We start from the raw sequence: 24,900 nt of genomic DNA on the forward strand, positions 1-24,900 counted from the left end.
ATAGCGATTATAATTTGTATAGTTTTTATATCCTGTCAATTTTTGATTTTCAATTCTAATTGTTATTGAGGATGTATCAGGGGTTTAAAAAGAATAACCGAAAGAAGTATGGTGAAAATTAGTAATAGCAAGCTTTATGTATAAATTTAAAATCCCGTGGCATTTTATTTGTTCAATTATTGCTTCCAAATATATTAACATATAAAATATTACTATGAATTCTATTGAATTTACAAAAGAACACCTTTCTTTCAACGAGGAACAACAAGAATATTGGATTGAAATACCCAAAGAGCAAATTGATACTAAGATTGAATCGGTTCAGATTGTTAACGAAGATGGATCTTTCTCGCAAGCTGATGTCGAAATAAGGGAAGATGACCTTACATATACCGTTTCTTTGGAATTTCCTGCTAATTTGAGAGTTAATTTTTCTGAAAATATTGAACAAAATGAAGCGAGCAATTTAGCAACAGAATAATTGTTCCCAAATAATCGATTAATCATATAAAAATTATGAGCTTAAATTGGAGTGAAATATTTATCGGTGATCTGGATGGAAATTATGTACTGGAAATTTCTCTAAGGACAATCCTAATGTTTGTTATGGTATTGGTTATCTTAAGATTGTCAGGAAAAAAAGGAGTTAGGCAGCTGTCACTTTTTGAAGTTGCTATCATTATTGCATTGGGATCTGCAGCCGGAGATCCAATGTTTCACAGGGATATGCCAATTATTCCTTCACTCCTCGTATTTGCCGTCATAATCATTATCTATAGAACTATTACTTATTTCGCAAGTAAAAGTGAAAAGTTTGAGGATGTAATTGAAGGTGAACCGCTATATGTGATTGAAGATGGACAATTTGTATTAGGTGTCAAAAATGATCATACTTTTGCAAAGGATGAATTCTTTGCCGAAATGAGACAGGAATCGATTGAACATGTCGGTCAGGTAAAGACTGCAATTCTGGAAACCACAGGCAATATCAGTTTTTATTTCTACAGGGATGAAGAAGTTCATTTCGGACTGCCTGTACTTCCAAAAATTTATAACAAAAAAGTAACGACCATTGAGAAGGAAGACATTTACGCCTGTACTTACTGCGGTTATTCCGCATACTTGGAAAGATCTGTAAAGGTTTGTGAACGTTGTGAGAGAAAAGAGTGGGTTAAGGCAATTAAAACTTTGAGACTTACCTGATGTAGATTGTCTATTTATTACCTCAAAATCTTTGGCAGACAAATTGTTAGTTGTAGCACAAAGCAGATAATAAAAATGCTTTTAATTTTAACCAACCAAATAATTATTATGAAAAATTCAATTCTTACATTGTTGGCAGTTGCTGCCATGGTATCTTGCAACAAAAAGGATTCTGTTTCTACAAACAGTTCCGTAGATTCAACGGATATGTCTTCAACAGCTCCAATGGATTCCCCACAGACTCTTAATGATTCTGCTACAGTTTCAAGTACAGTTCCTGACGCAAAAGCATTAAGTACTCAAGACAAAACTTTTGTTGATGCTGCTGCTAAAGGGGGAATGATGGAAGTTATGATGGGAGAACTTGCTGCTGTAAATGCTACCAATGCTTCTGTGAAATCTTTAGGGCAAATGATTGCAAAAGATCATAAAGCTGCCAACGAAGAACTAAAAAAATGGGCGGGAAGCGTAAATTATTCCTTACCCGCATCCTTAGATGCTTCACAACAAAAGATGCATGATGATCTAAAAGCAAAGAAAGGAGCCGAATTTGACAAGGCTTATGTCGACATGATGGTTAACGATCATAAAAAAGATATTGCAGCATTTAAAAAGGAGTCAACAGATGGTACAGATGCTAACGTAAAAGCATTTGCAACTAAAACACTTCCGACTTTGGAAAACCATTTGAAGGAGTCTGAGAAAGTGAAGTCTGCTCTGAAATAATTAAAACTTATTTAACAATAAAAGTAAGCTGTCATTTTTGACAGCTTACTTTTATTGCTTGTAAACATTATGATAATTTAAATGGCAGAACTTGTCTTTAATCTTAATCATATTTAATTGAAAGAGTTCTCCTTGTATATTGCACCATGAAATAAAAATAAAAAGAATGTCAATAAATCAATCGCCGCCGGACGGAGGGATGTTCTATAAGGAAACAGATATGAGTCAGCTTTTTCCTGAGTCTTTGAATGCAGTTACTGCGATGTTTTTTCTCATCACTGCTATTTTTTGGACTATTAGAATCAAAGATAATTTTAAAGAGTATCCATTTTTAGTTTATTGCTTGATATTATTATACATTGGTGCTATTGGTGGAACATTTTATCACTCATTCCGACAATGGTCGGTATTTATTTTGATGGATTGGCTACCTATCATGTTGCTATGCTTGTCTGCAGGATTTTATTTTATAGCGAAGAGCACCAAATTGCTTTATTCTGTCTTTGTAGTTCTTGCATATATAATTCTCATGTTTGCTTTAAGAAACTGGATTTTGCTTGATAATACATCTCTTTTTATCAATTTAAATTATGGAATGATGGCATCATTTGTTCTCTTCTCGGTTTTACGATATTTAATTTATACGCAATGGACAGCCGGGAAATGGGTGGGATTTGCATTACTGTCATTTGCTTTTGCGCTTACTTTTCGTATCGCTGATAAGTGGGAGTGGCTCAATATCGGAACACATTTTTTATGGCATACTTTCGGGGTAATAGCGACATTTTGTATGTTTAATTATATCTATCTTACGCAGAAAATTGCAAATAGAGCTTAAGTCCTTAACTTTTAGCTTCTGGTAATTTAAATCTTTTTTAGTGCGGAAGCTTTATGGGCTGCTTTTTTTTCCGTTTTTTCGCTGATGGCTTCATACTGTGGCGCTCTTTTTTGTAGGAGCTGAGAAAGAATTCCTGCAAGGCAGGAAAGTTAAAATCATACAACAATTTTAATATTTTATTTTGGATGTCGTGATGTTTTTGTTGACTGGTAAATGGTTGTAAGGAATTCTGCATTGTTATCGGTGATTATGTTCTTGTCCAAATTGAATAACGCATTTCGAAATTCGATGTCCTTCTCATTATATTTTTCTTTTGTTAAAATCTCCGGAAATTTATTAATCATCATGTATGAATAAGTTTGAAATTTTTGACAGCATTATACACTTTGAATGTGAAACAATTAGTTTATTAAGTTTAGTATAGGATGAAATTAAAGATTTTAAAAACAAAAAAAATAAAGTATGTAAAGGTAATGACCTATAAACTGCTGATGCTCCAGTAATTACTGTCTTTATTTTTGTTAAATCTTGTTCGGCCATTTATTGCAAAACCTGTATTTTTAACTGTGTCAGCATCAGCTTTTCTATCGAAATCTTTAAACAGTCTATCAAAAGTTCCACTGACTCTGACTATATCAAACCCATCAGCTCTTCGTTCGGTTAACCAGATGAAGCTTTCCACATGTTTGATCAATTGAGCTGAATCTAATTTGATAAATCGGCTTTGAGCATTTGATATAAAAGGTACGAATGCAAAAAATATAATTAGCTTTTTCATAGACCTCTGTTTTTAATGATGCCTGATTATATTTAGGATCATAGTATTAGATGATGTTTTCGTTTTTTAGAATGACTGCTAATTGGAAAAGTGTTTTTGCCTGAAACTTTGTTCTTAATGCTTTTAGTCTTTTTTCAATGAGACTCTTGCTGACCTTAATTGAATGCTCTGTCATTAACTTTTGACTTATTTCGGTGGTTTTAAATCCTTTTGAAAGGTATTCAATAATTAAAAGATCTCGTTTTTCCATATTTTAAAAATAAGGTTTTTAAATTATGTAACGTCATTTTTTAAGATTTAAAAAATAGAAGATAAGAATTTTTATTTTGAGAATATTTGAATGAACATCCATATCACATAAATAAAAAATAGTAGGATTATACACAGAACAATATTAAATACAATTTTAAAGATTTTATCACTCTTTTTTTGCTTTTCAGACAGTTCGCCTGGTGATATTATTTTGAAGTGTATTGCCGTATGATAATGTATTTTAATATCAGGACGAAATACTTGTACCCCTCTCAGGAAATGTTGATAAAGCTCGTAATTATTTTTTAGTGCATAAAAGTCCTTCTGAAACCTGAGATTGTATTTTGTGACTTCATTTGACTCTGTTTTTTTATAAATGATAAGCCATTGTTTGTTTAATTTCCTGTTGAATTCTAAACTAATATCTGAATCATACTTTTCTGTTGTGGCGTGTAAATCAGTATAAAGAACCTGTTCTGAAATTTTACCATAGCGATCAAATATAAAAGCTCCCTGGTCATTTACCGATACAGTATATTTATTGTACTTTTTGGTTAAGAGATAACGTGCAAGAAAGAAACTCGTTGCTGCTGATAAAAATATGATGATAATTGATGCTGAAAAATCTAAAGTGTTGTTACTGTAATATTCAAGAAAATCGGGGCGTATCAAATGGTCTACCCAGATCATAGCAAGACCAGCAAATAATGCGACAATAATCCATACCAAAACAGCTGCAAAATTGGTAGCTCTGAGATTGATCTCCGATTCCAATGCTGAAAATTTTTCTTTAGCTACAGTCATAAATTAAGATGATGATATAGTACTTATATAAGTTGCAAATGGAACTAAAAGTAATAAAAGTAAGATTTTAATTTCAATTGATTTTTTGTAAGAATTTTTTGCTGATTTCTTCTTTTATGTATTTTTCATCACCTTCGCTTAAAAATCCTAAAGGAGCGTAATCTGTATACTTTCTTTTAAAATCTTCAACGATTTTATAGTACATGTTATCCTTCTGGACGTATGGGGAATTATATCGATTGATTTCTTCAAATTCCCGTGCAATATCGTTGAAGAATATTTTAAAGTAGACTCTGTCGCTGATTTCCCTTTTCCACATTAGGAGCCAATTAATTTGGCTGGCGATGGTGTTTGTATTTTCAGGATATCTTAATTCCTGTTTTAAAAAAAAACGGGTATTCTCATTCGTAAATTTGCATACGAGATCATAGTTTGTACCCATTCTTTCATTAAAATCTGAGAGATTAAGCTGAGCAATATTCAGGTTTTCTGCATTTTTGTTGATGGTTTCCTGAGAAACATCTTTGTCAAATAAAATAATATTCACATTTCTGTATTTTAAATATTCCATTTAAGATTCCTGATTTTCAGTCATCTTTAGTATAAGTTTTTTTCTGCATTGAGATTATTGCTCTTGCAATTTTTTTACGATAAGTTTAGGTGAACTGGTTACCAACTGCGTACCAATTTGAAAGACAATTGAAAAAGTCTCTATTACATTTAGATATTTGAAAGAGCTATCTTCCAACTCTATTACTACTCGGACTAACGTATAGAACGAAAGGTTATAAAAAAAAGAAATTCCCTTTGAAAATGATCAGGAGAATTTCGAAAAATGGTGTGAGGCGATAACCGGAATTCCGTTTGTAGATGCACACATGAGGCAGTTGAACGAAACAGGATACATGAGCAACCGCAGTCGTGTCAATTGCGCCAGTTACTTCGTGCACGATCTGAAAATTGACTGGACATGGGGAGCTGCCTATTTTGAAAGTAAACTGATCGACTATGACGTCAGTTCGAACTGGATGAATTGGCATATGCAGGCTTTTGAGATCTATTATACCAATCCCGTTCATCAGTCGAATAAGTATAAAGCGAAGGATTTTATACGAGAATGGATTCCGGAGTTAAAAGACAAAAATGATATGGAAGTATTGATTCCATGGGAATTTGATATTCCGGATTATCCCCAACCGATCGAGATCTTTTCAAAATGGGAGAGAGCCATTAATTTGATCAAAAAGATCAAAGTTTAAAAATATGTTGTAGGAATTTTTTATTTCTTCTTTTATCCAATTTCATTTTTTTTATTTAAAACACTGGAGATACATAATTTTTAACATACTTTTCACTGGAGAAAAGCTCAATTGTTCCATTTGTAGCAGAACGATTATATAATAGATACAGGTAACGAAAACCAAAATACACTTCCTTGACCTTCAGTGCTTTCCACTCCAATTTTTCCGTGATGTCTTTCTATGATCTCTTTACATATATACAAGCCTATTCCAAAGCCTTTTTTGTCTTTCATAGCATCACTTTCCACCCTAAAGAAGCGGTCAAAAATAAAAGGCTGATCTGCGATTGGAATACCCATCCCCTGATCTTTAACATAAACCTGAGCCATTCCGTTCTTAGTGATGCAGCTCACTTCAATAGTGGTTCCGGGTGGCGAATATTTTACCGCATTATTGATAAAGTTGATCAATACCTGCTCGATCTTGTCCTGGTCGACATCTAGTGGAGTGGTTTCTGTCGGTGCAAATATTACTTTATGGCTATTGATAGTAACTAGTGAATCTTCCTCTGCGATCTTAAAAAGAGATGCCAAGTCAGAACGTGTTATATTAAGGCGTATTTTTCCTTCACCGAGACGGGCTACTTCAAGAAAGCCGTTGATCATAGCTTCCATTCGTTTTACCTGTGTATCTACTTTTTCCATAGTGCTGACCAACATCTTATCATTGTTTTTTCCGGCAATTCTCTGAAGAAGGTTTGTATATGCTTTGATAGCTGTTAATGGAGTTCGCAGCTCATGACTTACCATTCCGATGAAATCACTACGCCGCTGTTCTTCCATTTTCCTTTCGGTTATATCCGCAGTAGTTCCTGCAAAAAAGAAAATATTTGGATTTTCCGGATCTGTATATGCATAGAAGGTAGCACAGAGCCACCGTAGCTTTTTATCATGATATCCTATAATAGGGTATTCCAGCTCTGAAGGTTCGTTTTGTCTAAGGGACGCCTCTGCTATAGCGATCACTTTCTTCCGGTGGGATTCGGCAATTTGGCCTATTACACTCTTATAAGATATTTGTTCATCTTGGTAAAACCCGAATAATTCTTTCATCCTTGCAGATGCAAAAAGTTCCTTTGTCTGTAAGTCCATGTGCCAGGTTCCAAGATTTGCAGAAGAAATGGCTGCACGCAGGCTTACTTCTCTCTCTTTCAGTTTCTGCTGAAGGAAATAACTGTCGGTGATGTCAGCAAAGCTGCCGATGGCTCCTGTGATCATTTCATTATGATCTCTGATAGGTACGGCATTCATTCGCAGATAAACAGAATTTGAGTGCTGATCACTCACCAGAAATTCACGGTTGATCGTGGTGGCACCCCTCTGAAGGGCTATTGTGACAGGGTGTTCTTCCTGAGGAAGAGGAGATCCGTCAAGCGTGCGGTTATTGAATTCCGGAGAAACATTGGTCAACGTAAGCATTCGTTTTTCATCCATTTTGAAAATTTCACGGTTACGCCTATTGGTATAAGTGATCTTTCCTTCCCTATCTGTAATAACTATCCCTTCAACTACAAGATCCAATATAGTCTGAAGTCTTTCCTTGCTTTCCGTAAGATCCGTGTTGGCTTTATTCAGTCTTTCTTCTGTTTCTCTTAATTTACTATTTGTTGCTGTAAGTTGTTGATTGATTTTTAGTAGTTCCCTATTATTCCTTCTTAGTGATAATTTGTCAATTACCTGTTGAGCTAGTGTGCGCAGAGCTTTCTGTTGGATCTGATTCAAAAGCCTTGGTTTTTGATCTATTACACACAGCGATCCTAAAGCAAAACCATCTTTGTCCAAAAGTGGCATTCCTGCATAAAATCGAATGTCAGGACTACCGGTAACAAGCGGATTTTCGTGAAAACGCTGATCAAATTGAGCATCCTCAACCTGCATCAGTCTTTCAGGGTCTTGTATGGCATGAGAGCAGAATGAATGGCAACGGTCGGTTTGGTCAACAGCAAGTCCATAATGAGACTTGAACCATTGCCGATCTTTGTCAACAAAGCTGATCAGGGCGATTGGCGTGTCACAGATAGCAGCGGCTATCTCCGTGAGATCATCATAGTCTGCCTCTTCATCTGTATCTAAAATACGATATGAACGAAGAGCTTCCAGCCTTTTCTGTTCATTCAAAAAATTCATTTCAGCCATAAATAGGGTCAAATAAGAGTATTAAATTATAAGGGTTGCAAAGGTGTACAATTTCATCAATCTTTATTTCTGAATGGATATTCAATGTCCTCAACATGATTTTGCCTGATGAAAATGTTCAATGAAATAAATCATTATTTTCTAAGTTTTCTCAGAGATATCAATATCAAGAACTCAAAAAAAATGATGTCCTATATATTTTGACTTTAAAAAATAATGGTATCCGACTTTAACGTGATCCTCCTGAAATCACTAAACAAAAACTACACCAGCATTTTAATGACCAATTAGGATAGAAATGTCGCCGTGTCTTAGAAGTTTTTAAGATTCTCTTATTTGGAATTCATTCTTTTAGTTAAAAATAAATAATGACTCGCACCTGTCATAAAAATGTGAAAATTATGATGGAAATTTTTGATTTTTTCACAATTATGGTTTTATTTTTGAAAGACAGTAGATATGAGAAAGATTTTTTTAGTTGAAGATGATCAGGCAATAAGAGAGGTACTTGAAATGGTTCTGTCCTCTGAAAATTATGATGTACAATCGTTTTCAACGGTCAGTGCATTTACGCAGAGAGATAGCAATGTAACTCCTGACCTTTACATTTTTGATGTGATGCTACCTGACGGATCTGGTATCGATCTATGCGATGAAATTAAAAATGATGTAGACAACAAAGATATTCCTATTATCATCATGAGTGCTCACGCAACACTAGATCATATCTGTCAAAGTTGTGATCCTGACGATTTTATTCCAAAACCGTTTGACATTGACGCACTCCTTTTGAAAGTGCATGAGATCATTGGAAATAAATAAATGTTTTTTCTTTTATGAATTGATATTTCGATTATTTCTTATCTCTATTGATGTAGATTAATCTTTCGCTGAACTGAATTAGAATGACACCACAGATGAAAAAAGCAAATATAAATTTGTACTGTAAAAATACGGTCAATATCATTGAAATAAGTTCATTACTAATGAAACTTATAAACAGCGGAATGCTTATCAGTGATAACACGGAGATTAAGCCATAGATCTTGATGTTAAGTCGGCGCTGTTGTTTTGATTCGATGTTCCGGATGATGTTCTGCGAAAATCCCAATGAAAAACTATCGGTGTTTTCTTTCTCAAGATGACTGTCCAGAAAATCATAAACTTCCGAATCAGATTCCGACGTTTCCTGATAATTGTAATTTGCTTTTTGCTCTTCGGTGCTATTTTTTCTAGGGGTATCCATCTTTCTGTAATTTTTCTTTTAATAATTTTCTGGCCCGCAGAAGATACACTTTTATAGTTCCTTCCGGAAATTTTGTGATCTTATGAACCTCCTGAATATTCAGTTCATCTAAATGATAAAGGGTGATCACAGTTTTGTATTGCAGTGGAAGCTCACGGATCAGCTTATTTAAATAGGTATCAAATTCTTTTCCGATCAGTTTAGATTCCGGTGTTTCTGAAGTGAATTGGAAATCGATATTGCCCTCCAAATTATCATATTTCTTTTTGACTTCTTTCTTCAGATAATTAATGGCAATATTATAGGTGATTTTGGCGATCCAGGTCGTCGTTAACATGGGTAAATTCCATAGAAGCTCTCACCGCCGCACGCTCATGCGTCCCGAAAATATCGTGGATGACAATCTCAATATCTGGACATACTATGAAAAGATACTTCATAATTTCCTGCAGACCTTTAGGACTATCCTCCTGTCCAGGCGCCAGAGGAATATCTTTCCAGTCAGACATACAGATCTCATCCAGTATTTCCGGCTGTTTCAGCTTAAATGCGCCGTAAAATTTTGTTATGGTCTCTATTTCTCTTTGAGTTAAAGCTTTCACCATTGACCCATTGGCTTCATTTTCCATTGTGCAATTGTTTAAATTATTTTCATTTGAAAGTATTATAGATCTGATTCTTTTACTTATTTCAGATCTAAAGATTAGAACCTCCGGAGATCTCTAAACGCTGTGCATTGATCCAGCCTGCCGCATCGCTGCATAAAAATGCTACTACACCTCCGATATCTTCAGGAAGTCCCACTCTTCCGAGAGCCGTCTGTGATGCCAGATATTGATTCATCTCTGCATTATCACGAACTGCGCCTCCCATTATATCTGTTTCAATTGCGCCGGGAGCTACAACATTGACCCTGATATTTCTTTTTCCCAATTCTTTTGCTTGATATTTTGTCAACACTTCCATTGCGCCCTTTAATGCTGCATAAGCTGCAAAACCCGGTGTGGCGAAACGTGTAAGACCGGAAGAAACATTGACGATACCACCGAAAGGATTGATTTGAGGCAAAAGCTTTTGGGTGAGGAAAAATGGCCCTTTCAGGTGCACATTTTCCATTTCTGTGAACTGATCTTCAGTAAGATCTTCAAATTCTGCATAATGGATAAATCCGGCGTTGTTGACTAGAAAATCAAATCTGTCTGTATTTAATTGAGACTGCAATTCTGATGTTAAAGTTTTTGTAAATTCATCGAAACTGGAAGAATCTGAAACATCAAGCTTTAATGCAATTCCTTTTTGCCCCAGTTCTTCAATTTGTTTTACAACTTCTTCGGCAGCTTCGTTTTGACTGTTGTACGTAAAAACGATATCCAAGCCTTTTTTAGCAAGACTCAGTGCCATATTTTTTCCTAGGCCACGGCTTCCTCCTGTAACGACTGCAATTTTTTTTTGAGATGACATACTTCTGTTTTTTAATAATAATGTGAAGCAAAGGTATGTCGACAATGGAACGAGGATGTAGCCATATCCTATCTGTTTGTAGCCATAAACAGAAATTGATGTGATTACACTTTAGTCCTAGGTATTTCATCAATAAAATTTAAATGTAGTAACTTCGAATAAAAATCATGAAAGTCTATTGATGTCACAATAGTTCGTCAGTCAAAATCAAATGGAATCTTCCATTTCTTCCGCGAATGGGTGAAACTCTGTCTGTGTCCGGACTTCTCTCGGAAAATCAAAATAATGAGCTTTGCAGGAATAGAGATTATTTTACCGTTACACATATCGCATGGTTTCCATCACGGCGGGAAAACCAGTCATTCGTTGAAATAATTTTGGAGTAGCATGTTATAACAGCTTCGTGACAAAAGGTTTTACGATGTGTCTTATTCATCTGCTGGCCGGAAGTCCAACAAAGTGATGTATTGGATCTATTTCGAATTTGATCATCAAGATGAATTATGGGCTATTATTTCTCTGACAATCCTTTTTTCAATATTGATCCGTGGCCTAACTGCCACGCATGTTATGGAATATCTTAAAAAATAGAATAGCATCAATTACTAGGACTGCTGAAGAAAAAGGCCTGATATTGTCGGGGCTAACGGCAATCTATTAAATTATTTTTTATTTGTGTTTTCCGTATTTGTTCCCTGTGCTGGAATTTTTGTAAGTTCCTCCCTTATGAAAACTGCCTTTTCCACTTTTATAAGTACCGCTACGTTAATACAAATTTTTTGTTAACGATAGTTTTTGTTTTTGTTTTTTTTATTTGCAATCATTAAGGCATTATTAAGTATATTTTTCAGATCTCCATAATTGTCAAGATGAGAAATTGTGAGTTCTAAAAATGGCATTTCCATCTTATAAATTTTATAATTCTTAATATGAATTTTCAGTCGTTCTGAGCTGTGTTTTCCTATATACCGATAAAATTCAAAACGCTCAATATGTCGGAAGTAAATAAATCCGAATTCCGCGGTCCATATTCCGTTTTTAGAAATTTTGAAAACTAATTTGCTTTTTTTAAGTCCACCATAAATGAAAAAACAACCTGTAATAATTAATGAAATTCCGTAAAGTGTATGTGTTTTTATCAGAATGTAAAGCGCAAATATGAGTACTAGAAATCCAAAAATGGTTAAGCCAAAGGGTTGCTTAGTCTCGTAATAGTCATGATAAAATTCTTCTTTGCCCACTCTCAATTTCTTAGAAATGTGATCTTCATAATTGCGTCTGAAAACGGTGTAATTATTATCTGTCATTATTTAAGTTGGCAGGATTGATTGTATTTGGCTATATCTCAATTTTTAATTGTTCCAAAAGCTTTTTATTCATTTCAACAACAGATTTTCTGGTAGTTGCAGAATAATTAAGGTCTGCACCCGAAGAAATCAATAAGTCGAAAATTTGTCTTAAGTCTTCCACCGTTTCTTTTGCTAAAGGGCGGTCTTCAATTGTCGAACGATTTTGAATATCAGAACAGGCGCGCATTAATACCGAATTGCCATAACTGTCAACCGAATTAACGTCAGCTCCATTGTCAACCATCATTTTCAGCAACGAGAAGGTTTTTTCAAAATGTTCTTTAACACCTTTAAGTTCATAAACGTCTTTTTTTTCTTCATTCCACGGGTCAACAGGATATTCGAATCGTGCCAGCGCTACTGTTGCCATCACCGCATCGTGAAGCACCGGCATTTTCCACTCATTTACAGATGTGGCATCAATGAAATTTATATCTGCCCCGTTTTCCAGAAAATACTTTACTGCCCAAAAGTTTCCTGTTTTGAAGGCGATTTGTAAAGGCGACTGTCCGTCATCTTTTTTTGGTGGTTGTTTAGCAATACAATTTACGAGAGCTGGTTGTTTTGTTATCAGTTCCTTTATTTTTTCAATCTCTCTTTTTCGGATTGCAGTAAACAGAGTTTTCATTTTTTCTAAATATTATTTTTAGTTATAACAAATTTTTTCCGCAGTCGATATCATTTCACTATAATTTTTTTCGGAAAATTGTCAATTTCCCCAATTTCAAAATATTCGTCAAATTCTTCTTTTTGTTTGGTTTCATAAAAATCGATTATTTTTTCAAAAAAAGCGTCAAGTGTCGGTGCAATAACATTTCTATAGTTATCTGCGTGCCAAAATTCTATTAACTGCCCTTTATTGTCAGTAAAAATTCCTTGTAGGTCGTAGCAAATACTGTCGCCACCTCCGTTCTGAAAAATCGGGATCCAGTTTTCATTCCACCAATTCTTTATTTCAAAGTCAAGACCAATCATTGACGTCAGTTCAGAAGCGTCAAAAAGTGCCTGATGTAAAGGGATAAACGTAGAGTTGTTTACAAAGGCATCATAACAATTCGGTTTTTGTCCGTTCTTCCATTTGTACAGCAGTCGTAAATCTTTTGGAATTTCTATTTTATAATATTCCTGTAATTTGTCTAACTGAGAGTCGTCCAAAGGTTCGTTAAGTTCCAAATAAAATTCAGGTCTTGAAGTCAATAAATATTGATCTAATTTTTTAATAATTTCATCCATTTGTTACATTTGCTTTTTATGTTTTTCTAATAGTTCCTAAGTATCATTCCCAGATTTCCCATTCACCATTTTGAAAGTCATATTTTGCGTATTCTCCGGAATCCGTAAATTCTGATGCTGTCATTCCTACTTCAAAAATTGAGTTTTTGCTCCAGCTTGCTTTAAAAAAGAGGGCTTCTTTCGTAAGGAAAGCAGTTCCACGATCTTCATCCTGATGGCTGAAAGACAAACCATACTCATTTTCCTCTAAAAATTCATAGCCATAACTCGACAACCTCTCTTTTAATTCTAGAAATTGCTGTTCCGTAAATGCAACCAAATTTCCCTCGTTTTCGAAAAAGTTTTCATCATCTGTGACTTCTTCTTTTTGTTTGGTTTCGATTCTGTAAAGTGAAATGTCGTAACTCATTTTATTTATGGTTATAAATGCTTTTTTAACTTCTGTGTTTTCATAGCTATTCTATTCACCACGTTTAATTAGATAATCACTCACTACTTTTCCTTCTGGTGAAATAATTAAGACTCCCGATATGTAATCGTGATCATCATCCGACGCATATTCAATGGCAAAACCCTCGTTGCATTTCGCCGCACTTCTATAAATAAAAGTTACAGCAGGCTGAGACCATATGATTGCTCCTGTATTCACATTCAGGCTTTGCAACATTACAGGTCCATCTGTATTTGCTGTGGCGTAAGTTGCAATAATCAAATTTTTAGCATCCTGATAAAGAAGTTGTGGTCTGAAAAACTTGCGATCAGGTAGCAGGTCTATACCACTTGGTTTTAAAGTGGTTTTGTCAAGCGTCATTTTCATCAGGTTATCAGATGAAAACACGTCAAACTTGAGCCAGTTTTTGGGATATGTGCTGTAGATTGCTTTATTTGCCTCGTCGCGATCATTGGTCAGTAAATGTACTTTAGGTACATAATAATATGTCTTACCATCGTTTGCCATCAGATCAAAATAGTCATCATTAAGACTTATTTTAGCTATTCCGGAACTCATTTCAGGATGTTTGCTGAAAATAGATTGGGTCAACTCAACAAGCTTATCATTTTTACGATCAACGGTGAATATTTTCTCTCCGGGATAGGTCATATAAATAGTCCCGTCCTTAAAAACTTTGAAAGTGCTCTGGTACTGTTCAAGCCGTCTCGTACGTTCAAATACCAAATCATCTTTGAACTGTTTTTTGCTCACCGGATCAATGAAAACGGCGTGGGTATTTACATAATCTATGCTATTGTCTTTGCCCGCTATTCCTTCACGTCCCAGTCTTAAAAAGACAGCTTTGCCTGTATTCGTATTTTGGTAAACGATTTGTCCTCCATAATAATCATATTTTATTTTTTCAGGCTCAGTTGAAGCTGCTTCGCTAGAGTTTTTTGTGAAATAATTGATCACTATAAAAAGTGTCAGTCCAAGCAATATTGCTGTTATTACAACTGCAGTCGTGTTTTTTTTCGCTATGGGTGATTGTACTGAAGCCTGATAAGGCGTATGATTAATGTTGATATTGATGTCATCATTGTCAAGGAAATATTCGGTATCACAATTCAGACAACGAAAGTGATCCGTTTTGATTTCCGTCTTTTTTATGCTGCCGCAGTGAGGACATTTGATCGCTTTAATATTCTTTGCCATATTCAGTGTAATATTATAGTTTAGGATGAGCTTTGTTACCTGTTTTTTGATTGTAAGCCTGTTTGTTATTTCTTAAAAAAGTGCTGTAAACGATGCTCAATATCAGAATTGCCAAGCCAAGTAAAATCAATGTAGCACTGCTTCTAAGCATATTGTCGAAGCTTACAATATCAATATTCCAGATGCGTAATAGGATGACAGCTATTAATGCCAGACTCAAGAGCGTGATAAGAATTCCTATGATGTTTTTCATTTTTCAATATTTAAAATTTATCCAACCACTCTTTCTTTTTGATGTCAAATTCTTCCTGAGTAATGATATCTTCGGTAAGCAAAAGTTTCAGTTGCTGTAATTTTGTGACAACATCAGGCGCATCAGCATTTAATTGTTTTTCTTTGGCAACATCAAACGTTTTGCCCAATTCCATACCGACACCGAGTTGGAGACCTGCACCTGCCAGTCCGCCTTCATTGCGTGCGGCATCACGGAGTGCTTTCAGTTTTTCCATATCAACATAGGATAACCCACCTTCATTGGCTGCCATTGACTCTGCGGTAATGTCAGAGATTTTACCAATTCTTTCCGTTGTTGCCTGATTGAATATTGTTCCATTGAGTTTAAAATCAGTTAATGAAAATCCAAGTTTATTTAACTCAGGCTGCAACTGGTCTTGAATGTCTTTGGACAGAGAGGGTAGTTGTGCATCAATGTTCTGATAGGAAACACTTCCTTGCGCCAGCACCGAAGCCAAACTCTGCGGAAATCTACCCTGTAACAGTTCACGTGCTTCAGCCACCAAATACTGGTCTCGTGAGCCAACCACATTAGAAAAAAGATACAAAGGATCAGCAATCCTGAAAGAAAAGGTTCCGTTAGACCCTAGTTCTATCGGGATCCTATAAACAGGATCCACATATTTTACAGCCTGCGACGTTCCCCAACCCTGGTTGACAACTTCAGACGTTCTATAAAAATAGATCTTTAATTTGTGCTCACTTTCAAAATTTGTGCGAAGTTTAAGTAAAGTGGTAATAAACGGATGGTTGTCACTTTCAATATCAAAAATGCCTTCTTCATCCAAATGATCGGTCACTTTGCCTTCGTAGACTAATATTACTCCGTGGCCTGGCGCCACGATAAGTTTGGATGCATCTTTGATCTCATCATTTTCTGACGGGAATTTGTGGATCAAAACATCTGGTTGCTGGTCTTTCCACTCTATAACCTGTGAAAGTTGGCTTCTGAAAAAATCTCCTAAACTCATATGATTACTATTTTATTTTTCTAATCAATTTGCTCACCAAAAAGAAACATAAGATTATAGGCTATAACTGATCTTCGATCCGAAACCGAATAACACTATGTTTTCCTGGTAAAAATTATAGTTTTTATTAATTGATTTGTTCAGTACTTTACCTTTACTGATCCAATGCTCTGATATCCGAAAATTCAGTTTCAATATTAAAATTGCTGAACTCGTAACCTGGTGACATATCGTGCAAACCTGCATTTAGTAATCTACCGCTAAAAACGACTTCGCTATTTTCTTTAATGCGGCTCAGTTTTTCATACAATTTTCCATTTTTAGGAATAGCCTTCACCTGCATAAAGGAAAAATAATCCTGATAACCTTTGTCATAAAAATTCTCCACTCCCACTCTCATCACAACCGTATCGCTTGAGTAAGTATCCACTTCATCCAGGTCAAGTAAGGTCAACTTTCCTTTCCAATTTTGACAGAATCCTATGGAATCTACCATTTTTTTATACCTGAGCTTGATTTCCTCAAGCTTTTTTGAATTACTGCTGTCTATTTTTGCCAGTGCATTAAATTTTTTGGTTTCATTTAAAAGTTTGGTCTGCAGTAAAGAATTATCCTTAACTGCTATTGGGTCATTTTTTATCTTTTTTTCGCATGAATTTAGAATAAGGGTAAAAAAAAGAACGAGGACTAAAATTATCTTACTTTTCATATTTGTTGTATTTGATTTACAAATGATTTTATACTCACCATTATTTATTCTCGTTTTCAGATAGTGAGAAACTGAAATAGTTCAAACTGGTTCTAGCGTATTTTTAAAAAAAAACCTTGCACAAATGCTCAATCTAAGCACTTCAGCTCCGCTTTTGGCAAACCCTTGTTACCAGCAGCGTTTTTTTCGTTTAGTTAAAATTATACGGATAGCCAATTTCATTTAAGTCGTCTTCAAGTTGTTCCCAGTCTTCAAGCTCTTCAACGATTGTCAAAACCATTTCTTTTGTCAGAGTTTTTCCATTATAAACTTCTGTCACCGTTTGCAATGGTATTCCATTTTCTATAAAACTTTCGTCAAAATATTCTGTCGCCCAATCAACATAAGTTTGCGGATCCCCGTCAAAAATATTCAACATTTCTTTTGAATTGTCTTCGTGATTTTCTATTTGTCCGGTTTGCCAATTTTTGTTTTCGGTTGTCCAGATACAAAAAGTTGTTCCAATAGTTTTTACAGGTTCGCCAAAAATAAACTCGTCAAAAATTGAAGGTAAATCTTTTGTTAGTTTATGCTTTTCTTGTTGTTGATATTCGTGAGCAAATCCATTTATTACACAACCGCCTTGTTTAAATAAAATCAGCATTTGGTCGCCAGAACCGTTTCGCATTTCGCTAAATTCTTCATCGTCTGCCCATTTATTGTTGTATGAATAATAACGATATTCCCATTCTTGTGAGAGAATTGCGTCTAAAACAGAAATTGCTTTGCAGATTGTCTGTAATTTTTGTCTGTCGGGTAAATTTAGTTCTTTGGTTGAAATCATTTTTCAGTTTATGTTCTTTGTTTCGTTCTGTGTTGCGATACGCTTACCGGTAGCGTTTTGGGGCTTTGCGATGGTGGGGCAATCGAAGGACAAATCTTTAATTTTCCACAAAAGCTCAATCGAAGAAATACTGTTGAACTTTGGAGTTTCGCCTCACTATTGCAAAGCCTATGTTACCTGATGGCATATTTTTAGCTAAAAATTTGGTCAATTATATTTTCGTAGCTCTGATAAACAGTATTTCCCTTTGGACTAATGCTAGGCAAATCAAAGTCAGTAATTTTCGTTATCTTAAATAATTCAAACATTGGCAACAAATCATCTAAAGTTTCTTTAACAAATGGTCTTTTATGGTCAAATTTATAATATTCAATTCGATTACAAATAAATTCGATAGCACTGATTTTATAATTATTAGTTGTGTTAGTTGAATGAATTTCAGCACCTTCTTCTATGAGCAATTTCATAATTTTAAATGCTTCTTGATAATTTTTTGTCGGTTCACTCTTTACTGTCCATTGGTCTTTTTTTAATAATCCTAAAAATCCAGATTTATTTTGGGGACTATATTTAGGAATGTAAATTTCGTCTCTTGAATTGGCGATAACTGCTTCAACTGCAAAATGTAAAACTGGTTTTCTCCATTCTTCATCTTCAATTTCTGTTTCCATAAATTTTACATTAGCTCCACAATCAATTAATAGTTTAGCTATGTCATAGTTTCCAGTTTTAATTGCTGTTTGTAAAGGAATTTCTCCATCATCTCGTTTGGATATTCCTTTTGCGATACAATTTACTAATTCTGGACTTTTGTCGAGAATTTTAGACACTTCGCTAATTTCTTTTTTCCTAATTACACTAAATAATTTTTTCATTGTTCAGTCTATTGATTATGCTTGGAAATGCTTGCGCATAACCTATTTATATACGCTATAATATAGCGCATATTGATCCTAAATTAGGTGGCTTTGCGTTACTTTGCTTATAAAAACAGTCAGTATAAAACTGATGTTTGATGATTTTAATTGGATCATCGTACTTTTTTGTGAAGTTGAATGATAGGGTCAAAAATTTCTTCCAGGCTTTTCTCTCTGCTTTTTAAATTATGTGGATAGTAGGTTTACCGTCTGGATCATATTTTATGGATCTGAGGAAAAATATTCACTAATCTTATCAAAAACTTTTGTTCGACAATACTAATTCCCGTTACATATTCAATTTACATTCTAACTCAGACCATAATCAAATGGACATACGTCATCATTGTAGATGTTTATCATTGTTTGAAATGAAGTACTGAATTCAACTATTATTCTCTGACAGTTATAGCTCTTGAACCAATTTCTTTACTTTTAAAACCTCCGCAACATTCTTTTTATTGACTTTTCATAAACAGATCTTATTTCAACGACAATGATTCCTTATGAGGCTCCCTGATTTTCTATAGCAAATATATTCCGTGGTCACTGCGGAAAAAAATCTTTTTGGGTATCCGTAATCGGAGATTACAAACCCTCCGCAAAAATATTTCAGGCTTTCATCAATGTTCTTTCTTATTGTTTTCAAGGTATTGATTACAGTTTTCCTTGTGCCTGCCTGAATGGTGATCCGCATAGAAAAAGTCAGAAACCTCACAAGATGCAAATGCAGTTCATTGAAATAAAAGAATAGAGAAGGTCAAGTTTTCTTTCACACTGCAATCTGTAGGTTGTTCAACAAGTGCAGGAAACTATAGATACTAATTCTATTCAATGGTTGCCAAAAGTTGATCAAGAGTTGATTTCTTTTGGTTAATAATAATCAGTTGGCTTTTGTCCTCTAAGAGGATTTTGTGGACAAACTCTTTGTCTGAAACGTATTTCCAATTTTTCAGTTTTGTAAACTCATTTTTTATCAGACTCAATTTTTGTGGATTGTTTTTTGAGACGATGATGAGTTTGGTCAACGGCGTTTTTTTCATCTTTTCGATACTGCTATGAGATACTTCTGTTTCATTTTCTTCCATAGACCGATAGCGAAAATTTCGGCGTATGGTAGTAAAATCATTTGTATTTTCAGAAATGACATACCTGTAACTCATTATGTTTTCAGGTTCATCGATCCAACTGGGGAAATTACTTTCATACAGATGAATGTACTGATCGATAAAATTCTTATCGATCGACCTTTTTTTATAATATATTCTTTTACCAAAGGATATATTTTCCTTGCCATCAAGTGGATATGTTTATGAAAATACCAATCGTTAGCATCAGATTTCCCATTCAGAGTTTCATAAACATAGCCGTTACCTAGAGCTGTAGCCAAGACTTCATTCATAAGAAGATAGGCATAGTTACTGTATTTTGACGGGTTTTTCTTAAAAGCTTGATCAATTTGGACTTTAATCTCAAGTGATTCTTCGTTGTAAATGATATGATAGGTTTCGTGGAGCATTACACTGAATAGATCTTTGTAATCTGTTAAATTGGTTTGAATGGCACTGATGAAGTTGTTGTAAAATGCCTGAGCTGTAAAATAATCTGAATCAGGAAAGGGATAAAAAGCGATCTCGAACGGAATTGATCGATCCCAGCTCGAATTATAAAATATTAATCCTGTCTCAAAGTAATTTTCCAATTGGTGGTTATTGGCATAGTCTGTAATTTCAGCTAACTGTTTTTCAAATTTGTCTTTATTGGGTTGATAGATGAGCTCATTGTATACCGGAGTAAACTCTGCAATATATGTTGTCAGATCATTCAAAACATTGTTTGGTAAAATTCCTATGGATCGAAGCTTGAAATCATTAAGATTATTGGTTTCAATGAGGTTCTTTTTTAAGATGTCTCTCGTTTGCATCGGGGTCTTTGAAGCATAGGGAAACTCTTCAAATTGATAGCTGTAATCAATGGCGAGTTTGTCAAATTGAGAGATCAGTTTTCTGTAAGCGTCATTGTTATATTTTGATTTTTCAAATTCTGATTTAAAAATGTTTTCAGGATAATTTTCAGAAAGGTTTTGCATAAAGACAAAAACCGCCAATGATTCAGAATATTTAATGTCGAAATTGATTTTCTGTCCCCATAAAAATGATGTTAAAAAAAGGAGGATAGTGGTTAAAAGTTTATTAGTCATTAGATAACTATTTTAATTTCAGTATTTTGTTATTTCACAAATATACAAAACACTTAGAATTAGCTCAACCTCTTTTAAGCCTGCAGATTATAAATAATATGGCATCAATGATATCATATTTTATTCATATTGCACTCTGATGTTGAATAGCTTTATTAGTAATGGTCAGCATAGTGGTGAATGATCCGTTGTGAATATAAAAGGTAAATCATTGTTATCTTAGTGAATAGATGAAAACATTTGACCATCTGTCCCAGGTCGTTGATCTTCGGACAGATGGCAAAGGATCATTTATGAGAAATTATTACTGTAAAATTGTTTTTAAATAATCGATACTTGTTGTCCATACAATACTTTCATAGCGATCATTTGCCAGATCATTGTGCTGTGTGGTAAACATTGAGTACATATACTGACCTTGTTGAAATTTCGCGTACAATTCATTTTCTCCAGCCGGATTTTCCGCTCTTTGTTTTTTTATGTATTCAGCGAAATTTTCTAATGTTGCAAGTTGATGTATTTGGAATTCCTGTCCGTTAATCTGTTTCACATCCTCAAGGATCATATTCGGACTCACCTGAAAACTGGCAATCTGAAGATCTCTTGGTGCGGAATCGTCCAAAGCAACTTCTGCCGTGAAGGATGCCGCATTATCCATTGTTGTGAAATCCAATATCCAATCTGCTTTGTCTCCCCAATATCCAATACTTTTATCTTTTAGGTTGAGAATGGGTGTGTTATATTTTAAAATATCCGCGAAACATCCATTAAAAATAGATGTAGCCCGAATAGGTGATTGGTCTATATATTTTTTAAAGGTTCTTCTCAGATCAAAATTTCTGTTTTCACCTTCTTTCAAATCATTGTAATCAGTACAGAAATCGGAAGGGATAAATCTTGGGATACCTGCTTTTATAGCGCCATCTAAAATCTTTTTCTGAAGATCAATAATAACATCTCCTAATCCTGCAAGTGCAGAAACTACGCAGTCGGCATCGGCGCATTCTGCAGCTATGGCATTCACATCATTCAAATCAATGATCGAAACTTCAGCACCCAATTCTTTAAGTATTTCTATTTTATCTGTATCAGTTGATTCACGGACAATAGCTTTGACTGTAGCGCCACGTTTTACTAATTCTCTGCAAATTCTGTTTCCTAAATTGCCTGTTGCGCCTGCAACTAAAATTGTTTTTTCCATAAATATTTATTTTTTTACGATGCTAAAAATGGTAGTACGACATCAAGCACTTCCTGTGGTTTTTCTTCAAATAAATAATGTCCGCTGTCCATGATCCCAACGACCTTAAGGTCAGTAGCCACAAAAGGCAATCCGTAATTCATATAATTGTAGCTGATGTAGCTTCCAATTCCTAAAACCGGCATCGTCAATTGTGGATAATGTTTGGAATCCTCAATGTCCTGATGAAAAGTCTGATACCACGCATTGGATGATTGGATGCTTTCTTTGTCATTATAAGCTGCTGCATAAACCGCTCTTTCAAATTCTGTCATTTTGTTTTCGTCTATCATCACGTAATTAAAAAGCCAGTCTTGCAGCAAATGAAACCTGCCTTCCAACAATTGCTCGGGCAAACCTTTTACCTGATTGAATCCCATCCACCACGCATAAGGCATTTCGCCGTCCATTTTTTCATTGAAAGTTCCGGGAGACGGTATGAGTGGCATTTGGTACATTCCTTCACTTGGATGTGAGCCATCCAGAACAATCAGTTTTTCAGTGAATTCCGGGAAGTTAAAAGCAAAACTCATCGCAACCATTCCACCAATATCGTGTCCTATCAAACTAACTTTGTCAAAGCCTAACTGCAAAACTAGCTGATGAATATCTGCAGCCATTGTTTTTTTATCATATCCGGATTCGGGTTTTTCCGAAGTTCCCATTCCTCTCAGATCAATGATAATGACGCGGTATTCTTTTGCCAATTGCATCGCAACGGATTGAAATGAATACCAGGTTTGTGGCCATCCTGGAAGACAGATCAATGGTTTACCAGCTCCACCTTCAACATAATGCAGTTTGATACCGTTGACGGTTGTATATTTATTTTCAAAGCCGGGTAGATTCTTGATCAATTCACTATCAGAATATTGATCAGAGATAACATTTGAATTTTTGTTCATATCAATTTTAATTTGATACAAAGATAAATGGTCTTTTTGCCGGCAAAACTACCATCTGGTAGTAAATGATTTATTTGATATTTTTTCGGATTCGGCTCAAAGCATTGGGCGTGATGCCTAAGACGCTTGCCAATTGTTTGACAGGAATTTTTTGCAGAATCTCCGGTGTATTGACGAATTCCAGATACCTTTCTTCAGCGGTAAGCGTTTGAAACTTCAGAATCTGATCGATCATCCTCACCGTCGTTTCTTCCCATATTTTCCTGCCGAACTCGTGCCACACAGGGACGTGACCATAAAGGAAGTCCATATCTTTCTTATCGATGACAACCAATTCTGAATCTTCTACAGCGATGATGTTGAACCTGGTTGGTTTTTGCGGATTAAGGCTTGAGATTTCTGTGAAAAACTCATTTTTAAAAACGACCCAGGTTGTATTTTCACTGGTCAGGCCTTCATAAAAGAAACGCAGACCCCCGGAAATAATAAAAAAATACTGATTGGCAATCTGCCCTTTTTTCAGAACCAATTTCCCTTTCGGAACCGACTTTTTTCTGCATCTCGATAGTACAATTTTCAATTCGGTTTCGTCAATACTAATGGTTTTTTTTATAAATCTTTCGAAGTTTTCCATTAAAAAGTTACAAATTTTATTCTTTTCAAAACTTTGCTTTTAACATATTTCAAAGCAATCTAAACAATGAATCTGACTCAATTAAAAGCTTAGCTAAGATACAATATGCCACCAAAAAAAGAAGTTGAGATTTTTTATATATCAAGATCAGATGATACAATCAGGTAGAAGATAGAAAAAGTCGAAGTTTCCTCCAATATGCAATCACAGATTTTTAATTGTAGTTGCGGGAAAAACCATATGTCATCTCCCCATTTCATATCTGCATATTAGCGATGTTAAACCTTTTTAATGAAAGGAATTTCTAAACTCGACAGGAGACATATCGGTCTTTATTTTGAAAAGCTTGCTGAAAGATTGCGGATGTTCAAAGCCCAACTCGTAAGCAATTTCCGAAACGGAAAGATCTGTCGTCGATAATTTTTCTTTGGCTTTTTCAATGAGCTTTTCGTGGATGTATTGTTTTGTGTTTTTACCAATGAGCGAGCGCAGCATATCACTGAGATAACCTGGCGAAATATGCAATTGATCAGACAGATATTGTACGGTGGGGACACCCAAATGTAGCGTTTTCTGATTAAGGTAATCATCCAGGATACTTTCTGTTTTCTCAAGAATGTCACTACTGACAGCTTTTCGGGTAATGAATTGGCGCTTATAAAACCGATTCACATAACTAAGCATCAATTCGATCTGGGCAATGACTACCTCTTGACTGAATTCATCCACACCATTATTCAGCTCCTGTTCCATGATCTGGTAAACGGAAAGCATAATTGCTTTTTCTTTATCAGACAGATGCAAGGCTTCACTGGACGAGTAGGAGAAGTAGCCGTACTGCCTGATCTTTTTCGCCAGAGGATGACCTAATAGAAAATCGGGATGAATCAGCAACAGGTAACAATAAGTTTCGCTGTTATATTCTGTGGTTCCTACCAATTGGTTGGGCGCAAAGAACAGCATACTACCTTCATTGTAGTCATAGTAATCCTGACCATATTTCAGCTTTCCACTGTTCTTTGTGATAAAAGTTATTTTATAGAAACTCAGTACATCATAGATCGGCGCCATCTCCGTATCGAAAGGATTGGTTTCATTAAAATGAACCAGACTGATCAGCGGATGTTGCGGTGAGGGCAGTCCAAAAGCCTGATGGCTTTCCGAAATGGAAATAAACCGTATCAGTTTATCGTCTTTTCTTTTCATATTATAAATTTATAAAAAAACCTACGA

General features: G+C 35.0%; 31 protein-coding genes. 6 read left to right on the top strand and 25 right to left on the bottom strand.

What is annotated here, in order from left to right:
• Positions 1-214: 214 nt before the first annotated feature.
• The 4 genes from OF897_RS11970 (at position 215) to OF897_RS11985 (ending at position 2,767) form a co-directional block, all read left to right on the top strand.
• On the top strand, positions 215-481 hold the full coding sequence (locus tag OF897_RS11970; RefSeq protein ID WP_267265916.1) for a hypothetical protein: 267 nt from the start codon (positions 215-217) through the stop codon (positions 479-481).
• A gap of 125 nt (positions 482-606) precedes the next feature.
• The gene (locus tag OF897_RS11975; RefSeq protein ID WP_267265917.1) at positions 607-1,203 is read left to right on the top strand and encodes a DUF421 domain-containing protein; all 597 of its coding nucleotides are present in this window, start codon (positions 607-609) and stop codon (positions 1,201-1,203) included.
• A gap of 108 nt (positions 1,204-1,311) precedes the next feature.
• Complete coding sequence (locus OF897_RS11980; RefSeq protein ID WP_267265918.1) at positions 1,312-1,929, top strand: DUF4142 domain-containing protein; 618 nt, start codon at positions 1,312-1,314, stop codon at positions 1,927-1,929.
• Positions 1,930-2,095: 166 nt separating this feature from the next.
• On the top strand, positions 2,096-2,767 hold the full coding sequence (locus tag OF897_RS11985; RefSeq protein ID WP_267265919.1) for a hypothetical protein: 672 nt from the start codon (positions 2,096-2,098) through the stop codon (positions 2,765-2,767).
• 478 nt (positions 2,768-3,245) lie between these two features.
• On the opposite strand, the gene OF897_RS11990 is transcribed toward OF897_RS11985, so the two are convergent.
• From OF897_RS11990 to OF897_RS12005, 4 genes are all read right to left on the bottom strand, one after another.
• On the bottom strand, positions 3,246-3,545 hold the full coding sequence (locus tag OF897_RS11990) for a hypothetical protein (protein ID WP_267265920.1): 300 nt from the start codon (positions 3,543-3,545) through the stop codon (positions 3,246-3,248).
• A gap of 46 nt (positions 3,546-3,591) precedes the next feature.
• Positions 3,592-3,795, bottom strand: a complete 204-nt coding sequence (locus tag OF897_RS11995) for a hypothetical protein (protein WP_076561605.1) — start codon at positions 3,793-3,795, stop codon at positions 3,592-3,594.
• A gap of 71 nt (positions 3,796-3,866) precedes the next feature.
• Entirely contained in the window at positions 3,867-4,601 is a 735-nt protein-coding gene (locus tag OF897_RS12000; protein WP_267265921.1) for a hypothetical protein, read from the bottom strand.
• 73 nt (positions 4,602-4,674) lie between these two features.
• Positions 4,675-5,172 carry a hypothetical protein gene (locus OF897_RS12005; RefSeq protein ID WP_267265922.1) on the bottom strand — a complete coding sequence of 166 codons (498 nt, stop codon included), beginning with the start codon at positions 5,170-5,172 and terminating at the stop codon, positions 4,675-4,677.
• 286 nt (positions 5,173-5,458) lie between these two features.
• On the opposite strand from OF897_RS12005, the gene OF897_RS12010 reads away from it, so the two are divergent.
• A complete protein-coding gene (locus tag OF897_RS12010; protein ID WP_407648320.1) occupies positions 5,459-5,860 on the top strand; it encodes an FAD-binding domain-containing protein in 402 nt (133 codons plus the stop codon).
• A 134-nt stretch (positions 5,861-5,994) separates the two neighbouring features.
• Here OF897_RS12010 and OF897_RS12015 read toward each other — a convergent pair whose 3' ends face one another.
• Positions 5,995-8,019: an ATP-binding protein gene (locus OF897_RS12015; protein ID WP_323809054.1), complete on the bottom strand. Its 2,025-nt coding sequence runs from the start codon at positions 8,017-8,019 to the stop codon at positions 5,995-5,997.
• Positions 8,020-8,496: 477 nt separating this feature from the next.
• Between OF897_RS12015 and OF897_RS12025 the strand changes: the two genes are divergently transcribed.
• Positions 8,497-8,859: a response regulator transcription factor gene (locus OF897_RS12025; protein ID WP_267265923.1), complete on the top strand. Its 363-nt coding sequence runs from the start codon at positions 8,497-8,499 to the stop codon at positions 8,857-8,859.
• Positions 8,860-8,890: 31 nt separating this feature from the next.
• On the opposite strand, the gene OF897_RS12030 is transcribed toward OF897_RS12025, so the two are convergent.
• From OF897_RS12030 to OF897_RS12125, 20 genes are all read right to left on the bottom strand, one after another.
• Positions 8,891-9,283 carry a hypothetical protein gene (locus tag OF897_RS12030; protein WP_267265924.1) on the bottom strand — a complete coding sequence of 131 codons (393 nt, stop codon included), beginning with the start codon at positions 9,281-9,283 and terminating at the stop codon, positions 8,891-8,893.
• Complete coding sequence (locus OF897_RS12035; protein ID WP_267265925.1) at positions 9,270-9,620, bottom strand: RNA polymerase sigma factor; 351 nt, start codon at positions 9,618-9,620, stop codon at positions 9,270-9,272. Before OF897_RS12035 ends, OF897_RS12030 begins: the two co-directional genes overlap by 14 nt.
• Complete coding sequence (locus OF897_RS12040; protein WP_267265926.1) at positions 9,583-9,912, bottom strand: hypothetical protein; 330 nt, start codon at positions 9,910-9,912, stop codon at positions 9,583-9,585. Before OF897_RS12040 ends, OF897_RS12035 begins: the two co-directional genes overlap by 38 nt.
• 67 nt (positions 9,913-9,979) lie before the next feature.
• Positions 9,980-10,744 (bottom strand): SDR family NAD(P)-dependent oxidoreductase, encoded by a 765-nt coding sequence (locus OF897_RS12045; RefSeq protein WP_267265927.1) that lies wholly within the window; start codon positions 10,742-10,744, stop codon positions 9,980-9,982.
• 782 nt (positions 10,745-11,526) lie between these two features.
• Entirely contained in the window at positions 11,527-12,051 is a 525-nt protein-coding gene (locus OF897_RS12050; RefSeq protein ID WP_267265928.1) for a hypothetical protein, read from the bottom strand.
• Between the two features lie 31 nt (positions 12,052-12,082).
• Positions 12,083-12,721 carry an ankyrin repeat domain-containing protein gene (locus OF897_RS12055; protein ID WP_267265929.1) on the bottom strand — a complete coding sequence of 213 codons (639 nt, stop codon included), beginning with the start codon at positions 12,719-12,721 and terminating at the stop codon, positions 12,083-12,085.
• A gap of 50 nt (positions 12,722-12,771) precedes the next feature.
• Positions 12,772-13,326, bottom strand: a complete 555-nt coding sequence (locus OF897_RS12060; RefSeq protein WP_267265930.1) for an SMI1/KNR4 family protein — start codon at positions 13,324-13,326, stop codon at positions 12,772-12,774.
• 43 nt (positions 13,327-13,369) lie between these two features.
• Positions 13,370-13,735: a hypothetical protein gene (locus OF897_RS12065; RefSeq protein ID WP_267265931.1), complete on the bottom strand. Its 366-nt coding sequence runs from the start codon at positions 13,733-13,735 to the stop codon at positions 13,370-13,372.
• Between the two features lie 51 nt (positions 13,736-13,786).
• Positions 13,787-14,974, bottom strand: coding sequence for a hypothetical protein (locus OF897_RS12070; protein WP_267265932.1), 1,188 nt, complete (start codon positions 14,972-14,974; stop codon positions 13,787-13,789).
• 13 nt (positions 14,975-14,987) lie between these two features.
• Entirely contained in the window at positions 14,988-15,227 is a 240-nt protein-coding gene (locus OF897_RS12075) for a hypothetical protein (RefSeq protein ID WP_267265933.1), read from the bottom strand.
• 10 nt (positions 15,228-15,237) lie between these two features.
• Positions 15,238-16,239 (bottom strand): SPFH domain-containing protein, encoded by a 1,002-nt coding sequence (locus tag OF897_RS12080; protein WP_267265934.1) that lies wholly within the window; start codon positions 16,237-16,239, stop codon positions 15,238-15,240.
• A 154-nt stretch (positions 16,240-16,393) separates the two neighbouring features.
• The gene (locus OF897_RS12085; RefSeq protein WP_267265935.1) at positions 16,394-16,948 is read right to left on the bottom strand and encodes a hypothetical protein; all 555 of its coding nucleotides are present in this window, start codon (positions 16,946-16,948) and stop codon (positions 16,394-16,396) included.
• Positions 16,949-17,138: 190 nt separating this feature from the next.
• Positions 17,139-17,771 carry a hypothetical protein gene (locus OF897_RS12090; RefSeq protein ID WP_267265936.1) on the bottom strand — a complete coding sequence of 211 codons (633 nt, stop codon included), beginning with the start codon at positions 17,769-17,771 and terminating at the stop codon, positions 17,139-17,141.
• A 191-nt stretch (positions 17,772-17,962) separates the two neighbouring features.
• Positions 17,963-18,646 carry a hypothetical protein gene (locus tag OF897_RS12095; protein WP_267265937.1) on the bottom strand — a complete coding sequence of 228 codons (684 nt, stop codon included), beginning with the start codon at positions 18,644-18,646 and terminating at the stop codon, positions 17,963-17,965.
• Positions 18,647-19,515: 869 nt separating this feature from the next.
• Entirely contained in the window at positions 19,516-19,776 is a 261-nt protein-coding gene (locus OF897_RS12100) for a hypothetical protein (RefSeq protein WP_267265938.1), read from the bottom strand.
• 74 nt (positions 19,777-19,850) lie between these two features.
• Positions 19,851-20,888, bottom strand: a complete 1,038-nt coding sequence (locus tag OF897_RS12105; protein ID WP_267265939.1) for a hypothetical protein — start codon at positions 20,886-20,888, stop codon at positions 19,851-19,853.
• A gap of 304 nt (positions 20,889-21,192) precedes the next feature.
• Entirely contained in the window at positions 21,193-22,089 is an 897-nt protein-coding gene (locus OF897_RS12110) for an NmrA family NAD(P)-binding protein (RefSeq protein ID WP_267265940.1), read from the bottom strand.
• A gap of 14 nt (positions 22,090-22,103) precedes the next feature.
• Entirely contained in the window at positions 22,104-23,033 is a 930-nt protein-coding gene (locus OF897_RS12115) for an alpha/beta fold hydrolase (RefSeq protein ID WP_267265941.1), read from the bottom strand.
• 70 nt (positions 23,034-23,103) lie between these two features.
• Entirely contained in the window at positions 23,104-23,667 is a 564-nt protein-coding gene (locus tag OF897_RS12120; protein WP_267265942.1) for a Crp/Fnr family transcriptional regulator, read from the bottom strand.
• 288 nt (positions 23,668-23,955) lie between these two features.
• Positions 23,956-24,873, bottom strand: a complete 918-nt coding sequence (locus OF897_RS12125) for a helix-turn-helix domain-containing protein (RefSeq protein WP_267265943.1) — start codon at positions 24,871-24,873, stop codon at positions 23,956-23,958.
• Positions 24,874-24,900: the final 27 nt, after the last annotated feature.

The sequence above is a fragment of the Chryseobacterium formosum genome (assembly GCF_026460885.1).
Lineage (GTDB): Bacteria > Bacteroidota > Bacteroidia > Flavobacteriales > Weeksellaceae > Chryseobacterium > Chryseobacterium formosus.

Excerpts from the sequence above, each read along its gene's own strand:
- OF897_RS11970 (WP_267265916.1), top strand. The coding sequence starts at position 215 with ATGAATTCTATTGAATTTACAAAAGAACACCTTTCTTTCAACGAGGAA.
- OF897_RS11975 (WP_267265917.1), top strand. The coding sequence starts at position 607 with ATGGTATTGGTTATCTTAAGATTGTCAGGAAAAAAAGGAGTTAGGCAG.
- OF897_RS11980 (WP_267265918.1), top strand. The coding sequence starts at position 1,312 with ATGAAAAATTCAATTCTTACATTGTTGGCAGTTGCTGCCATGGTATCT.
- OF897_RS11985 (WP_267265919.1), top strand. The coding sequence starts at position 2,096 with ATGTCAATAAATCAATCGCCGCCGGACGGAGGGATGTTCTATAAGGAA.
- OF897_RS11990 (WP_267265920.1), bottom strand. The coding sequence starts at position 3,545 with ATGAAAAAGCTAATTATATTTTTTGCATTCGTACCTTTTATATCAAAT.
- OF897_RS11995 (WP_076561605.1), bottom strand. The coding sequence starts at position 3,795 with ATGGAAAAACGAGATCTTTTAATTATTGAATACCTTTCAAAAGGATTT.
- OF897_RS12000 (WP_267265921.1), bottom strand. The coding sequence starts at position 4,601 with ATGACTGTAGCTAAAGAAAAATTTTCAGCATTGGAATCGGAGATCAAT.
- OF897_RS12005 (WP_267265922.1), bottom strand. The coding sequence starts at position 5,172 with ATGGAATATTTAAAATACAGAAATGTGAATATTATTTTATTTGACAAA.
- OF897_RS12025 (WP_267265923.1), top strand. The coding sequence starts at position 8,497 with ATGAGAAAGATTTTTTTAGTTGAAGATGATCAGGCAATAAGAGAGGTA.
- OF897_RS12030 (WP_267265924.1), bottom strand. The coding sequence starts at position 9,283 with ATGGATACCCCTAGAAAAAATAGCACCGAAGAGCAAAAAGCAAATTAC.
- OF897_RS12035 (WP_267265925.1), bottom strand. The coding sequence starts at position 9,620 with ATGTTAACGACGACCTGGATCGCCAAAATCACCTATAATATTGCCATT.
- OF897_RS12040 (WP_267265926.1), bottom strand. The coding sequence starts at position 9,912 with ATGGAAAATGAAGCCAATGGGTCAATGGTGAAAGCTTTAACTCAAAGA.
- OF897_RS12045 (WP_267265927.1), bottom strand. The coding sequence starts at position 10,744 with ATGTCATCTCAAAAAAAAATTGCAGTCGTTACAGGAGGAAGCCGTGGC.
- OF897_RS12050 (WP_267265928.1), bottom strand. The coding sequence starts at position 12,051 with ATGACAGATAATAATTACACCGTTTTCAGACGCAATTATGAAGATCAC.
- OF897_RS12055 (WP_267265929.1), bottom strand. The coding sequence starts at position 12,721 with ATGAAAACTCTGTTTACTGCAATCCGAAAAAGAGAGATTGAAAAAATA.
- OF897_RS12060 (WP_267265930.1), bottom strand. The coding sequence starts at position 13,326 with ATGGATGAAATTATTAAAAAATTAGATCAATATTTATTGACTTCAAGA.
- OF897_RS12065 (WP_267265931.1), bottom strand. The coding sequence starts at position 13,735 with ATGAGTTACGACATTTCACTTTACAGAATCGAAACCAAACAAAAAGAA.
- OF897_RS12070 (WP_267265932.1), bottom strand. The coding sequence starts at position 14,974 with ATGGCAAAGAATATTAAAGCGATCAAATGTCCTCACTGCGGCAGCATA.
- OF897_RS12075 (WP_267265933.1), bottom strand. The coding sequence starts at position 15,227 with ATGAAAAACATCATAGGAATTCTTATCACGCTCTTGAGTCTGGCATTA.
- OF897_RS12080 (WP_267265934.1), bottom strand. The coding sequence starts at position 16,239 with ATGAGTTTAGGAGATTTTTTCAGAAGCCAACTTTCACAGGTTATAGAG.
- OF897_RS12085 (WP_267265935.1), bottom strand. The coding sequence starts at position 16,948 with ATGAAAAGTAAGATAATTTTAGTCCTCGTTCTTTTTTTTACCCTTATT.
- OF897_RS12090 (WP_267265936.1), bottom strand. The coding sequence starts at position 17,771 with ATGATTTCAACCAAAGAACTAAATTTACCCGACAGACAAAAATTACAG.
- OF897_RS12095 (WP_267265937.1), bottom strand. The coding sequence starts at position 18,646 with ATGAAAAAATTATTTAGTGTAATTAGGAAAAAAGAAATTAGCGAAGTG.
- OF897_RS12100 (WP_267265938.1), bottom strand. The coding sequence starts at position 19,776 with ATGGAAGAAAATGAAACAGAAGTATCTCATAGCAGTATCGAAAAGATG.
- OF897_RS12105 (WP_267265939.1), bottom strand. The coding sequence starts at position 20,888 with ATGACTAATAAACTTTTAACCACTATCCTCCTTTTTTTAACATCATTT.
- OF897_RS12110 (WP_267265940.1), bottom strand. The coding sequence starts at position 22,089 with ATGGAAAAAACAATTTTAGTTGCAGGCGCAACAGGCAATTTAGGAAAC.
- OF897_RS12115 (WP_267265941.1), bottom strand. The coding sequence starts at position 23,033 with ATGAACAAAAATTCAAATGTTATCTCTGATCAATATTCTGATAGTGAA.
- OF897_RS12120 (WP_267265942.1), bottom strand. The coding sequence starts at position 23,667 with ATGGAAAACTTCGAAAGATTTATAAAAAAAACCATTAGTATTGACGAA.
- OF897_RS12125 (WP_267265943.1), bottom strand. The coding sequence starts at position 24,873 with ATGAAAAGAAAAGACGATAAACTGATACGGTTTATTTCCATTTCGGAA.